This is a genomic window from Psychromonas sp. 14N.309.X.WAT.B.A12 (assembly GCF_030397575.1).
GTDB lineage: Bacteria > Pseudomonadota > Gammaproteobacteria > Enterobacterales > Psychromonadaceae > Psychromonas.
Window position 1 is genome coordinate 535,129 of sequence record NZ_JAPNXS010000001.1, and the last position, 12,517, is coordinate 547,645.

The following is a 12,517-nucleotide window of genomic DNA, read 5'->3' on the forward strand; positions in this document are numbered from 1 at the left end:
TTTTTGTAAAAAACACAGTGTTTATTAACTACTTTCTTGCGACAAGGTGTACTGTGCTAATCGAACGTTCTAAGAATGCGCCTTCACAGTAAGAAAAGTAATATAACCATAAACGTTTAAACTCTTCATCATAACCATGCTGAGTTAATTCACTCCAAGATGCTAAGAAATTAGTACGCCAATCTGCTAGCGTTTTTGCGTAATCTAGACCTATATCATGCAAACCTTCAATCACCATCTCACTGCTTTTTGTTAGCTGTTGTGTAAGAATATTAATAGAAGGTAAAAAACCTCCAGGGAATATGTAACGCTGAATAAAATCTACATTACTCTTGTAGTGTTCAAAACGTTGATCCGCAATGGTAATAGACTGTATTAGTAATTTACCACCTGGTTTCAACCTTGCATTACACTGTTCAAAAAAGCTTGGTAAGAATTCATAACCTACCGCTTCGATCATCTCCACCGAAACCACTTTATCAAAGGTGCCAGTTAAATCGCGATAATCTTTTTTCAATAAAGTAATTTTATCTTCAAGCCCTAATGCTTTAACACGTGTTTCGGCATAAGCATATTGAGCATCTGAAATAGTTGTTGTGGTGACTTTACAACCAACATGTTGAGCTGCGTAAATAGCAAGTCCACCCCACCCAGTGCCAATCTCCAATAAATGCTCATCTTTTTTTAATGATAAACGTTCACAAATTGTTTTTAATTTGTAAAGTTGTGCATATTGTAACGTTGTTGTTTCAGATGGATAAATGGCAGATGAGTACATCATTTCTGGGTCTAAAAAACGCGTATAGAGCTCATTACCTAAATCGTAATGCGCAAGTATATTTCGCTTCGAACCAGACTGAGTGTTTCTATTTTGCCAATGTGAAAAACTATTTTTAATCTTATTGAATAAAGACTTGTTGGAATCTAATTGATCAGTTTGCTGCTGTGCCTTAGCAAAAATCCTAATAACATTAGTTAAGTTTGGACTGGTCCATTTTCCTGCAATAAACGCTTCAGAGACACCAATACTGCCTCCCTTAACAAATTGTTTATAAACAGCAATATCATGGATATGAATTTTCGCTTTGATTAAACTATCTTGATGTTCTGCTTCAATTACTTCAGGAAAAAAGTAATGTTGAGAACCTTCAACAACCTCTAATTGACCATAACTTAACTTTGAGAATACAGAATGAACAAGTTCTCGACAGCGTTTATCAAACCAACTATTTGTCTCTACAGCTACCACCTTTTGTACTTCTTCCATTAATGTCTCCTAAAATATAAAGCCTGTAATAGATACTAAGTGGCTTTTTGATAACCTACAAAAGGAATTCGTTTTACAAATAACTTGAGGGCTTGCCAATATATACCTAATACAATCTTGCCCGTCATGATTGGAATTTGGGCCCAAATTTTAAATAAATTTTGCTTATTGAAAGCCTGTTTTTTTAAACATAGGCTTGCTTCAAATAATTTTAAAAAGTCTTGATTGTTTTGCTCATAGCGCCTGTTTTCAATCTTAACCATTAAACGTTCAGTCTCAGCACTTGGCGCTTTTACTTGCCAAATATAACTCATGTTAAGGTCCATAAATGGCGATACTTGAAATACCTTATTCGTTATTTTTGGTTGCTTAACTTTCGTTAAATCAACCAGGTAATAATGTCTTTCATTCCATGGTGTATTACTGACTTCAGCTAACATTTGTGTACATTGGTCATTTACATCGTAACAAAAATAGAAATTTACCGGACTAAAGTATAATCCAAAACAACGCACCTGAACTAACATTAAGATACGTGTAATATCTTCATGACCATCAAGACTTTTTACTTTGTTTCTAATACGTTGTGAAAGTTTGTTCGGTTCACTTCTCAGGTAATCTTTCTCTACAAATCGTAATGGATGGAACCATGCATAACCAAAAACACCAACACCTTGTTCCTCTTCTGCTAATTTATCTACATCCAACGCCAACATAAATAGCTTAGCATTAAAGTGATGTTTTTTAGGTACAAAGCGATGATGGATAACATTACCTACATAAATTGCACTATGCTCGAATCTTGTAGTGTGTAAGACCTGATTTTCCATAGCATTACTTCCTTGCAAAGGCATCAAGGTAGCAATCAAAACGTTGTGCGACTTCAACCGCACTTTTTACTCCATCTTCATGAAAACCATTATGCCAATAAGCACCTGCGAAATGAGTATGTCGCTTACCGCATATGGTATCTCTTTGCTGTTGAGATCGAATCGACTGCAATGAAAAAACTGGATGATAATAAGTAAACTCTCTTAATATTTTATCTGCGTCTATCTCCTCTTTTTGATTCAAGGTTACACAAAATGTTTCATCACTGTCTATTCCCTGCAATATATTCATATTATAGGTAACACTCGCGGCTTTTTCTCTGTCATCACTTAATTGATAATTCCAGCTAGCCCAGGCTTTTTCCCTATCAGGTAAGAGCTTTATATCAGTATGTAAAACAACTGAGTTCTCACTATATGGCATCCCAGATAACACCCTTTGTTCATCATCAGTGGCGTCACTTAATAGTTTTAAAGCTTGATCTGAATGACATGCAATTACTATTTCATCAAAGGTTTGCATTTCATTTTCATCTTCAAAATGAATATGAACTTTATCTTCTTGTCTTGTAATACCAATGAGTTTCGAATTTAAATGAATTCGCTGCTTAAAAGGTTCACACAAAGGGGGTATATAGCTTCTTGATCCATTGGGGATAACATACCATTGCGGCCTATCTGCTATATTTAGTAAACCGTGGTGATGAAAAAACTGTACAAAAAATCTGAATTCAAAGCTTTCCATTTGCGCTAAGGAGCTTGACCAAATAGCAGCGCCCATAGGTAATATGTAATGCTCAGCAAAAAAAGCACTAAAATGATTCGATTTCAAGAAATCACCAAGTGTATCGCCAGGTTGATAACTGTTCTGTTCAAAGATGGCTTTACATAATTTATTAAACCTCAAAATTTCTTTAACTAATACCCAGAATTTAGGTTTAAATATATTACTGCGTTGTGCAAATAGGGTATCAAGATTATGACCATTGTATTCAAGCCCAGTTTGGCAGTTATGTACTGAAAAACTCATTTCAGTGGCTTGCTTACCGATACCTATTTCATCTAATAAAGCGAGATAATTTGGATAGGTTTTATCATTAAATACAATAAAGCCTGTATCAATAGCATAAGGGATACCATTTTTTTCAATATCGACAGTAGCTGTATGCCCACCAATATAATCATTTTTTTCGAACACAGTAACTTGGTGTTTTTTAGATAATAGGTAAGCAGCTGTTAATCCAGAGATTCCTGAACCTATAATGGCAATATTTTTCATTAAGTTATCCCTTGACGATCAGTTTACGCCAAATCCAATTCGGCATAATTGAGAAAAATGTAAGTAGCGTTGTTAGGCACTTTGGAAAATGGGCATACTCTTTACGGTTATCAATTGCTTTAGCGATATGTTGAGCAGCTTCTTCACTAGTAAGTAAAAACGGCATCGGGAAATCATTTTTCTCAGTTAAAGGTGTTTTAATAAAGCCTGGATGTATTAAGGTGACATCAATCTTATATTTTATAAGATCTAACCTTAGGCTGTTGGCTAGGTAGTCAACACCAGACTTTGAAGCGCCGTAAGCTTCACTCCGTTGAAATGGCATTAAAGTCGCACTAGAGCTAACAAATACAACTTGCCCACCTTCACGTACTTTTGGTAAAAAATACTGTAATAACCAACCTAAAGAGATCAAATTTGTTTGTATAACATCCGCAAATAATGCGCCATCAAAATGTTTAGCATCATCAATATAACGACAATTGCCTGCATTTAACACTAGGATATCTAGGCTATCTAAGGACTTTGAGAAAGCCTCAATTTCAGATGGAATAGTCATATCAAACTGACCGGTCATGTATGCTTGCTCAGCCATTTCCTGTAACTTTTCTTGGTTACGTCCACAGGCGATGACATTATTCCCCAGCTGATGATAATAGTCGAAGAGTGAATGGCCGATACCGGAGGTTGCACCTGTGATCAATATATTTTTAGCAGTCATCATTGTGCAGCCTTTACTTTGATCCAGTGAATCAATTTGCCAATCAAGGGTAATTGCTCGTATAACATAGCACCTAAATCTAAGAAATCACGGTGGTATACAATTTTATTATCTTTTGCAATCAACTTAGAAGAACCTTGAACTGATACTATTTCACCTTTATTTAATTTGGTATGTTGATAGTTCATTTCCCAATAAACTGCGGCCTGTTGTCCACTCACAATGACGTCATTAATAGTAAAAGTACAACTACTCAAATTTTTATATAGACCATCAAAGTAATCGTGTAAGTTAGACAGCCCTTTGATCTCATGGATAGGGTCAATGAATGTTACTTCTTGTGCGTATATTTCATCTAATAAATCTAAGTTATTAATTGAAAGTTTCTGATACACAGAAATAAATCGATTTAACCACTCAGGATATTGCTTTACTACTGCTAACCTATCTTTGTCCATTGTATTACCTTAAATATATCCACCTAATGTCAATCAATAAACATACCAAGATTTGTCATCTGTTTATTAATATTGGTTACTTGTAAAAAGCTAATGCATTCAATCTTGCTTCTTTATGATCGACTATTGCAGGCCAATAAATAGATAAATTATTTTCTTTTATATATTTGTGCGGAAAATGTATCTGTTTATCAGGCAACCTGCTAAGTTCTGGTAAATATTTACGGATAAAAGTGCCTTTAGGATCAAACCTTTCACTTTGAGTAATCGGATTGAATATTCTGAAGTAAGGTTGTGCATCGCAGCCGGTACTTGAAGCCCACTGCCAACCACCATTATTTGAAGCCAAATCACCATCAATAAGGTGCTGCATAAAATAACGTTCGCCTAAACGCCAATCAATTAATAAATGCTTTGTTAAAAAGCTAGCAACTACCATACGTAGACGATTGTGCATCCAACCAGTTTGATTTAGCTGCCTCATAGCCGCATCTACTAGCGGGTATCCGGTTTTACCCTCGCACCAAGCTTCAAAAAGTGCAGAATCATATGGCCATGAATGATCTTGATATTTATCATTAAAACATTTGTGTTTACACAGACTTGGCTTTGCAAATACTAGGTGACGATAAAATTCACGCCAAATAATCTCATTCAACCAGCAAAACTCATCACTATCGCTGCTAATTAAAATATCAGGATATTTATCTAACAAACTTTTAAAAACATAACGTGGACTTAACACCCCTGCCGCCAAATATGGTGAAATACCACTTGTTCCTTTTACGCTAGGAATATCACGAACATTTTTGTAATTTGATACTTTAAGTCGGTAAAAAAGCGGTAAGGCTTTTTCTGTTAATATGCTCGCTAGAGGCCACTTACTTGATAACGATGAAATTTTATCGTCTTCAGTTATACTTTTTTTGTCGCTTATACTTTCAAAGTATTGATAACCATGTTCCCTAACATAGGTTAACCAAGCACGCTTAAAAGGAGTAAATACTTTGTACATATCACCTGATTTGGTAACAATTTTTCCTTTAGGTACGATTACGTCTGCTTCAAATAAAGTTAGAGGTATTTGTTCTGTTAAACATAATTGATCACGTTGTTGCTCGTTGATTTCTAATTCACTGTTGGCTAAAACTTGTTTTACATCATTCTCTTCACAGTAATTTTTTAAGTATGCAACCTGATCTTTGAAATAATCAACTTCAACTAACTCTAACTGAATGTTAATTGCGGCTAATTCTTTAACTAACGCAACAGCATGCCGTTTAATGAAGTCAATCTTAATAGGAGCCCAGTCATGGGCTAACCACTGTTTTTCAGAAATAAAAAAAACCGCTTTTCCGGTTTCGTTTGAAGTAGATTGATTAATGAATTGATAAAATGCGGGGTTATCATCTGTCCGTAAATCGTTTCGAAACCATAGTAGTTGATTCATAGGAAGGAAATTCCTCTAAATAAGAAGGGATAATAAACGCTACAGTATCAACTGTAGCGATAAAAACTTGGAACTTAGTATGCGTACCTTAACCTAAGCTGTTCTGGATATGGTTGTAAGTAAGACTGGCCTTTCAAATAATCCTTTGGATACTCTCTTAAATAATGATTGATCAATGTTAAAGGAGCAATTAAAGGTAATAGGCCTAAACGATAACCATCTATTTGTTCACACAGCTCTTTACGTTGCTCTGCAACTAAGTGCTTAGAGAAGTAGCCTTGAATATGTGTCAATGTATTTACATGGTTTTTACGCGTAGCAGGAATTTTAAGTGCTTCCATTAGCCCAAAAATATACTTTTCAGCTTTCTCTGCTAATGGCATATCAACATCTGCTAATAATTGTCCAAGTTTCTTGTAAGCCACTAGGTTATGACTCATTACGGTATACTTATAGTGGCTATGGAATGTAGTTAACTTATGTTTTGTTAAACCTGACTCACTTACAATCTGCCAATGTTTGTAGGCATAGATACGTGCCACAAAGTTCTCTCTAATATGCATATCATTTAAGCGACCATTTTCTTCACAAGGTAACAGTGGATTGGCTTCCATTATCTCTTTTGCAAAAGCACCAATGCCATCAGATGCGAGTGAATTACCATCTTCGGAATAAATTTTAACCCGCTCCATACCACAGCTTGGGCTTTTAGCGCAAAATACATAACCACTTAGGTGTTTGGTCATCTCTGCTACTTTTTTACCATACGCCTGCAATGCTTCAGTTACATCACCAGAACCGTCTGGACGAGCCACTGAAATGACATCTCCTTTCTTAATTTGCCTAATCGTTGGACGAGGTATCGGCAAACCAATAGCAACTTCCGGACAGAATGATTCATATTCAACATGATCGCCTAACTCATCGATACAGAACCTAGACGGCTTATTACTAGCATCGAAACGTACTTTTTGACCAATCAAACAAGCACTTATACCAATTTTAATATCTTCTTTTGCGACTGAATAAATCACTATTCGCTCCTTTGAATAAAAAACTAAACACTAATAGATAAACGACCCAATTGGGTTTAATAACTTATTGATACCCTGTGTAAAGTGTAGTGCATCATTGGCAACTGTGTAACATAAACATCCATTTTGAGAGATAGGATTGTGCGTGAAGGTACCATCTAATAAAATAAAATCGCCTTTATTGTATTCGCCTCTGCTGTCAGTGAATGAACCATCAAGTAAAACTGTCAATTCAAATCCTTTGTGGGTGTGAGCTGGTACACCACCACCTGGATTGATATGCAATAAACTAGAATGGATTTCATCTTCATCAAGTTGTAAACGAGAGCGCGATAATTTTCCAATGTTAGCCGCTTTGCCTAACTCAATACGGCTAAGCGCAGTAGGCAATTGATATGTTTTATCTCTAAATATAACTTCTCGTTGCAATGCTTCAGTGATTACATCAGCATCGTCAGAAAATGTAATATTGCTGATCATTGACTCAAAAAAATCTTCTTCATCAGCTTCCTCTGAGTACGAAGTAAAGCTATTTGAATCTAGATCATCTAGTCGGACTGTCGCTTCTTCAAATGAATGCTCGGCAACCTGTTCCGTTAATTGCGCTATTGTGTGTTGGCAATCAGTGCACATGTCCGCGTGGATACTAATGCCGATAGCAAGCGAAGCCGGCAAGTCGCCATTGACATAAGATTGTAATAATTCAAATTTCGGATGGTGCTTAATCATGTTCTTCTCCTAACTGCACTTTCAATTTAGCGAGTGCTAAACGTAGTCTGGATTTAATAGTGCCAAGTGGTAGGTTAAGATGGTTCGCAAGTTGCTCTTGAGACATTTCCATCAAATAAAAACCTTTAACGACTTGTTGTTGCGCTTCTGGTAATGCTTCAATGACACGTAAAAGCTGATTACTTTCGAGATGATCCTCATAAACTTGCTCTTCGGTCACTGAACCTTCTGCAATTGGCCAAATGTCATCACTCAAATTATCTTCTCGGTTACTTTTAACTTTTCTTAATAAATCAAAAGTCACATTACGCATTACCGTATAAACCCATGTCGTTGCAGCACCTTTATTTGCATCAAATAAATGTGCTTTACGCCAAACATTACTCATGGTTTCTTGAACCACTTCGTGGGATTGAGCCTCATTAGGAAATTTACTGCGTGCAATACGCTGTATCTTAGGAGCAAAAAATTTAAACAGATGAGTAAACGCATTTTTACAACGTTTATCAGCAACTTGGTTAAGCCATTCGCTTAGTTGGGTGTGATCTATATTTTCATTCATGCTGTTAGATTTAGCATGACTTACCCCTGTTGGCAATTTAGTTTGTTCGACTACCATAATTATTTCCCTAATTTGGACTCTGGCAATCAATACGCTATCGAAAAATTAAAGATCACTTAAGAATTAAAATATTATGGTTTTTGGAAGGTTTATTGTGAAATGATTGAATGAACTAACTTTTTAGCCTCAGTGTATGAAGAATCAAATACAAATTTATTTTTAACATCAAAGGGAATAGGTAATAACTCTAGCCACCTAGACACCGTCCAATAAGGATTATTTGGTAATTGGTCGTGGTATAACTTAGCGAGTAATTCGTTATTCTCAAATAATGTTTTTAATGAGTCAGCTAATAAAGCTAGTTCTGTATTTGATGTTTTTTGTGACCAATGCTTTCGTTGCTCAACATCAGCGAACAACAGTTTATCGTTATCTTGTTCAAGTTTAGATAGCTTAACTAAACAACCACATTCAACATCAATTTCTAAGACACCATCCTTCCCTTGTTCAAAGTTAATGACTTCAACCCAACTACCCCAACGGTAAGCCTGATTAATATTCTGTTTGTTAGATGAAATGACAAATCCGCCTAACTGGGAAGCTAGCCCAACCATTTTTAAATAACGAGGTTCAAAAATTCTTAAACGCGTAATACCACCCGGTAATAAGAATAAATCTAGTGGAAAAACTGGGAGATTAGTTGTTTTAGCTGACATAATGGGCCCTCTTTAATAAAAAAATGTGCATAACAATATGCTCACTTGACAGTACGAAGGTGTTGCTAAAATAGTTCATCAATATCGTAAAGCGAATAACAATCAATTAAACTAATTGAGATAGACATGTTATTCGCAACTTGCTAATGGCGCTTGTTTGTCAAAAAATAGTGTTACATTAGCGACGTTAACACCTAATTTATGAATAGCAGTTTTATTAATGACTCGATACTTGTCTATTTTGTACATCCAATCATTCATGCTCACGTCATAAGTAGTATCATCGACTGGTAAAGTTAAAGTATATTTTAGCTGAAAAGCAAAACCTTGATGCTCACCAATGGCCTCCCCAACCACATCTTCCGCAGTCCCAATGTAACGTCCATCAACTTGCTGTGAAAAATGCCAATTGCGATAACTTATTTCACCATCATCAAAAAAGAATTTTTCAGCCAATATTCCATCTTTACCTTTCCAAGTTCCTTTCAACTCAACACAAAAACGTCTAGTAACTACATTACTAGCATCTTGAATGGTCCCCCATGCGATGACATTGCCATTAAAATACTCTTTAATATCAAAATTACTAGTTTGACTTGAATAATCACTCAAATCTTGAGTACAACTGACTAAAGCAAAGCTACTGAGTAGCAGTACTACTGGAGGATTAACGTATTTCATGATTTTATTCCTAATAATGTATCACGCAGTTCTGGCTGTGAAGTATTCTCCGAAAACCAAATAGCCATAAAAATGTTCCTGAAATCCTTACCATCAATTTGTCCAATGAAACGTTCATTGTAATAGAAAGCACTGTTATTACCTTGAGCAACAAAAGCTAATTGATCACCCTCTTTAATATCAGGCCACATATTACGGAGTTGTTCTAGATAAGAGCTATACCGCTCACTAGCAAAACCAAGGTGCACCCACTGTTCAATAGTTTTCTTTATGAGTTGTTTGGATTCAATACTTTTAAGATATTTAATTTGATACACTATAACCCCTTCCGGGTCAGGATATACGCCACTACTTGTTGATAATTGACTTTGATAAATATCCCAAATAAACACCGAAAAGGTTGCCCTGCCTACCTGTATCGTTGCTGTTGATTTTAACAATTCAGATAGACTATTTTTCCATTGATCTGGTTCCTCAGCAGGTACTGCAAAGGTTAAGTTGATCAATAGAATTGACGCAACTAACCCTTTAAATAACTTAAGCATACTGTAGGTCTCTCTGTAATATGATTGATTTTAAATAAAAAAATAAAAGGAATAAGCATCCCCAAATTATTGCAAGAATTGAGAAAGTAACAGGTAAACTATAAGCGAATACCACAACACCAAAACTTTCCCCTGCTAAATAACTCAATGGCGCAAACCCGCCTCCTATGAGCAATTGGCTTTTTTTGGAAGCGCTCAGAAAAGTTAAACTATGACAAATAGTGCTTGCAAAACAAGCCCACAATACCATCAACCAAAATGGTGTGAAATTAGCATTTGGAAAAGTAAAAAAGTGGATAAAATGCAAAAAAGAATCCACTGACACACCTATCACAGTAACCAATAATACCAGTCGAATTTCTTTAATTATTTTGGACAAGAATTTAAAATGAATAAATAAAAGGGTTAACGCAACAGGAATAAAAATATTTCCCCAATATAATAAACCAAACCATATAAGGTTAAACCCCAACATATTGATTAACATCATTATCACTCCATGATTACTATGTAATTAGTATTGATATTTAAATACGGCCTCTGATTACATAAAGATCTCTTTTGACAGATAGAATCATTCGATATTCACTACTTAAACAATCCAAAAGAAGTAAAGGTTCAGGTATAAAACCAATATTAAAAAGTGCTTAATAATCAGATTAAAGCCTACAAAGTGATCATTAATATAGTTATAATGTATGGATAATGAATTAATAATCTTTACAATCACTTATGATTATTTCTTAATAAAGTATTGGTAAATTATTTTAAGGCCGTTGAATAGCTTAAAATAGTAGACCACATAATAGCGAGGCTTTATGTTAGCAAAACGAATTATTCCATGTTTGGATGTAAAAGATGGACAGGTAGTTAAAGGTGTACAATTTCGTAACCACGAGATTATAGGCGATATCGTTCCACTTGCTAAACGTTATGCAGAAGAAGGCGCAGATGAGTTAGTTTTTTACGATATTACTGCCAGCTCTGATGATAGAGTGGTCGATAAAAGCTGGGTTAGCCGAGTTGCTGAAGTCATCGATATCCCATTTTGTGTTGCAGGCGGTATCAAAACAGAAGAAGACGCAAAACGCATTTTACAGTTTGGTGCAGATAAAGTTTCTATCAACAGCCCTGCGCTTGCAGATCCAAGCCTTATTAATCGTCTAGCTGAAAAATTTGGTACGCAATGTATTGTTATTGGCATTGATTCATACTTTGATGAAGAAACGGGCCAACACCAGGTTAAACAGTTTACAGGTAATGAAGCAGCTACAGTAACAACCAAATGGAACACTTTTGATTGGATAAAAGAAGTACAATCACGTGGTGCCGGTGAAATAGTATTAAACGTAATGAACCAAGATGGCGTACGTTGCGGATATGATATTGACCAACTTTCTCAAGCACGTGCTATTTGTCATGTGCCATTAATTGCATCGGGCGGTGCCGGTGAAATGGTTCATTTTGCAGATGTATTTAATAAAGCTGATGTTGACGGTGCTTTAGCAGCCAGTGTATTCCACAAACAAATAATTAATATTGGTGAGTTAAAATCTTACCTTAAAACAGAAAAGGTAGAGATACGTTTATGAGTTTAATGAAAGAAGAGCAACTAGCAACGTTAGATTGGGAAAAAGTAGATAACCTAATGCCTGTTATTGTACAGAACCAAGTTTCAGGTAAAGTATTAATGCTAGGTTATGTTAATGAAGAATCATTAGCAGCAACACTTGAATCTGGTAAAATGACTTTTTTTAGCCGTACAAAACAACGTTTATGGTGTAAAGGTGAGCAGTCAGGTAACTTTTTAAATGTAGTTGAAATCAGTTCAGACTGTGATAACGATACGTTATTAGCGATTGTAAACCCAATCGGTCCAACTTGCCATTTAGGCAATGAAACTTGTTTTAAAAATGAACAAGAGCCTTCATTAAGTTTCATCTCTGACTTAGAGCAAGTAATCAAAAGCCGTAAAGGTGCTGACCCAAAGAGCAGCTACACAGCTAGCTTGTATGCACGAGGTACAAAACGAATCTCACAAAAAGTCGGTGAAGAAGGTGTTGAGGTTGCACTAGCAGCAATGGCAAAAGATATGGATGAGTTAACTTGTGAAAGCGCTGATTTACTATATCACTTAACTGTCTTATTACAGAATGAAGGCCTATCGCTTTCGGATGTTGCTGATAAATTAGCTGAACGTCATAGTAAGTAATTAGATATTAACCCTAAATTAAAAACCGCTCAC

The 12,517-nt window shown here is 35.6% G+C and carries 15 protein-coding genes; 2 read left to right on the forward strand and 13 right to left on the reverse strand.

The features are described 5' to 3' along the window. Positions 1-28: 28 nt before the first annotated feature. From OW492_RS02345 to OW492_RS02405, 13 genes are all read right to left on the reverse strand, one after another. The gene (locus tag OW492_RS02345) at positions 29-1,267 is read right to left on the reverse strand and encodes a cyclopropane-fatty-acyl-phospholipid synthase family protein (protein WP_290038160.1); all 1,239 of its coding nucleotides are present in this window, start codon (positions 1,265-1,267) and stop codon (positions 29-31) included. 35 nt (positions 1,268-1,302) lie between these two features. After that, the gene (locus OW492_RS02350; RefSeq protein ID WP_290038161.1) at positions 1,303-2,097 is read right to left on the reverse strand and encodes a DUF1365 domain-containing protein; all 795 of its coding nucleotides are present in this window, start codon (positions 2,095-2,097) and stop codon (positions 1,303-1,305) included. 4 nt (positions 2,098-2,101) lie between these two features. Beyond that, the gene (locus OW492_RS02355; protein WP_290038162.1) at positions 2,102-3,376 is read right to left on the reverse strand and encodes an FAD-dependent oxidoreductase; all 1,275 of its coding nucleotides are present in this window, start codon (positions 3,374-3,376) and stop codon (positions 2,102-2,104) included. Between the two features lie 4 nt (positions 3,377-3,380). After that, positions 3,381-4,100 carry an SDR family NAD(P)-dependent oxidoreductase gene (locus OW492_RS02360; protein ID WP_290038163.1) on the reverse strand — a complete coding sequence of 240 codons (720 nt, stop codon included), beginning with the start codon at positions 4,098-4,100 and terminating at the stop codon, positions 3,381-3,383. Beyond that, the gene (locus OW492_RS02365; protein ID WP_290038164.1) at positions 4,097-4,555 is read right to left on the reverse strand and encodes a nuclear transport factor 2 family protein; all 459 of its coding nucleotides are present in this window, start codon (positions 4,553-4,555) and stop codon (positions 4,097-4,099) included. The genes OW492_RS02360 and OW492_RS02365 overlap by 4 nt, the downstream gene beginning before the upstream one ends. Positions 4,556-4,631: 76 nt before the next feature. Then, entirely contained in the window at positions 4,632-6,005 is a 1,374-nt protein-coding gene (gene phrB, locus OW492_RS02370; protein WP_290038165.1) for a deoxyribodipyrimidine photo-lyase, read from the reverse strand. A 74-nt stretch (positions 6,006-6,079) separates the two neighbouring features. Next, entirely contained in the window at positions 6,080-7,039 is a 960-nt protein-coding gene (locus OW492_RS02375) for a DUF523 and DUF1722 domain-containing protein (RefSeq protein ID WP_290038166.1), read from the reverse strand. A gap of 30 nt (positions 7,040-7,069) precedes the next feature. Beyond that, the gene (locus OW492_RS02380) at positions 7,070-7,768 is read right to left on the reverse strand and encodes a ChrR family anti-sigma-E factor (RefSeq protein ID WP_290038167.1); all 699 of its coding nucleotides are present in this window, start codon (positions 7,766-7,768) and stop codon (positions 7,070-7,072) included. Then, positions 7,761-8,387, reverse strand: coding sequence for a sigma-70 family RNA polymerase sigma factor (locus tag OW492_RS02385; protein WP_290038169.1), 627 nt, complete (start codon positions 8,385-8,387; stop codon positions 7,761-7,763). Before OW492_RS02385 ends, OW492_RS02380 begins: the two co-directional genes overlap by 8 nt. A 92-nt stretch (positions 8,388-8,479) precedes the next feature. Next, positions 8,480-9,046 carry an LON peptidase substrate-binding domain-containing protein gene (locus OW492_RS02390; protein ID WP_290038170.1) on the reverse strand — a complete coding sequence of 189 codons (567 nt, stop codon included), beginning with the start codon at positions 9,044-9,046 and terminating at the stop codon, positions 8,480-8,482. A 129-nt stretch (positions 9,047-9,175) separates the two neighbouring features. Continuing rightward, complete coding sequence (locus OW492_RS02395) at positions 9,176-9,727, reverse strand: DUF3833 domain-containing protein (protein WP_290038172.1); 552 nt, start codon at positions 9,725-9,727, stop codon at positions 9,176-9,178. Then, a complete protein-coding gene (locus tag OW492_RS02400) occupies positions 9,724-10,272 on the reverse strand; it encodes a chalcone isomerase family protein (protein ID WP_290038174.1) in 549 nt (182 codons plus the stop codon). The genes OW492_RS02395 and OW492_RS02400 overlap by 4 nt, the downstream gene beginning before the upstream one ends. Beyond that, a complete protein-coding gene (locus OW492_RS02405; protein WP_290038175.1) occupies positions 10,265-10,762 on the reverse strand; it encodes a DUF2878 domain-containing protein in 498 nt (165 codons plus the stop codon). The genes OW492_RS02400 and OW492_RS02405 overlap by 8 nt, the downstream gene beginning before the upstream one ends. 328 nt (positions 10,763-11,090) lie before the next feature. Here OW492_RS02405 and hisF point away from each other — a divergent pair, with 328 nt between their 5' ends. Both hisF and hisIE read left to right on the forward strand, forming a co-directional pair. Next, positions 11,091-11,864 carry an imidazole glycerol phosphate synthase subunit HisF gene (gene hisF, locus OW492_RS02410; protein ID WP_290038176.1) on the forward strand — a complete coding sequence of 258 codons (774 nt, stop codon included), beginning with the start codon at positions 11,091-11,093 and terminating at the stop codon, positions 11,862-11,864. Then, positions 11,861-12,484, forward strand: a complete 624-nt coding sequence (gene hisIE, locus OW492_RS02415) for a bifunctional phosphoribosyl-AMP cyclohydrolase/phosphoribosyl-ATP diphosphatase HisIE (RefSeq protein ID WP_290038178.1) — start codon at positions 11,861-11,863, stop codon at positions 12,482-12,484. Before hisF ends, hisIE begins: the two co-directional genes overlap by 4 nt. Positions 12,485-12,517: the final 33 nt, after the last annotated feature.

Excerpts from the sequence above, each read along its gene's own strand:
- OW492_RS02395 (WP_290038172.1), bottom strand. The coding sequence starts at position 9,727 with ATGAAATACGTTAATCCTCCAGTAGTACTGCTACTCAGTAGCTTTGCT.
- OW492_RS02405 (WP_290038175.1), bottom strand. The coding sequence starts at position 10,762 with ATGATGTTAATCAATATGTTGGGGTTTAACCTTATATGGTTTGGTTTA.
- OW492_RS02355 (WP_290038162.1), bottom strand. The coding sequence starts at position 3,376 with ATGAAAAATATTGCCATTATAGGTTCAGGAATCTCTGGATTAACAGCT.
- OW492_RS02400 (WP_290038174.1), bottom strand. The coding sequence starts at position 10,272 with ATGCTTAAGTTATTTAAAGGGTTAGTTGCGTCAATTCTATTGATCAAC.
- OW492_RS02365 (WP_290038164.1), bottom strand. The coding sequence starts at position 4,555 with ATGGACAAAGATAGGTTAGCAGTAGTAAAGCAATATCCTGAGTGGTTA.
- OW492_RS02385 (WP_290038169.1), bottom strand. The coding sequence starts at position 8,387 with ATGGTAGTCGAACAAACTAAATTGCCAACAGGGGTAAGTCATGCTAAA.
- phrB (WP_290038165.1), bottom strand. The coding sequence starts at position 6,005 with ATGAATCAACTACTATGGTTTCGAAACGATTTACGGACAGATGATAAC.
- hisIE (WP_290038178.1), top strand. The coding sequence starts at position 11,861 with ATGAGTTTAATGAAAGAAGAGCAACTAGCAACGTTAGATTGGGAAAAA.
- OW492_RS02390 (WP_290038170.1), bottom strand. The coding sequence starts at position 9,046 with ATGTCAGCTAAAACAACTAATCTCCCAGTTTTTCCACTAGATTTATTC.
- OW492_RS02380 (WP_290038167.1), bottom strand. The coding sequence starts at position 7,768 with ATGATTAAGCACCATCCGAAATTTGAATTATTACAATCTTATGTCAAT.
- OW492_RS02350 (WP_290038161.1), bottom strand. The coding sequence starts at position 2,097 with ATGGAAAATCAGGTCTTACACACTACAAGATTCGAGCATAGTGCAATT.
- OW492_RS02360 (WP_290038163.1), bottom strand. The coding sequence starts at position 4,100 with ATGATGACTGCTAAAAATATATTGATCACAGGTGCAACCTCCGGTATC.
- OW492_RS02345 (WP_290038160.1), bottom strand. The coding sequence starts at position 1,267 with ATGGAAGAAGTACAAAAGGTGGTAGCTGTAGAGACAAATAGTTGGTTT.
- hisF (WP_290038176.1), top strand. The coding sequence starts at position 11,091 with ATGTTAGCAAAACGAATTATTCCATGTTTGGATGTAAAAGATGGACAG.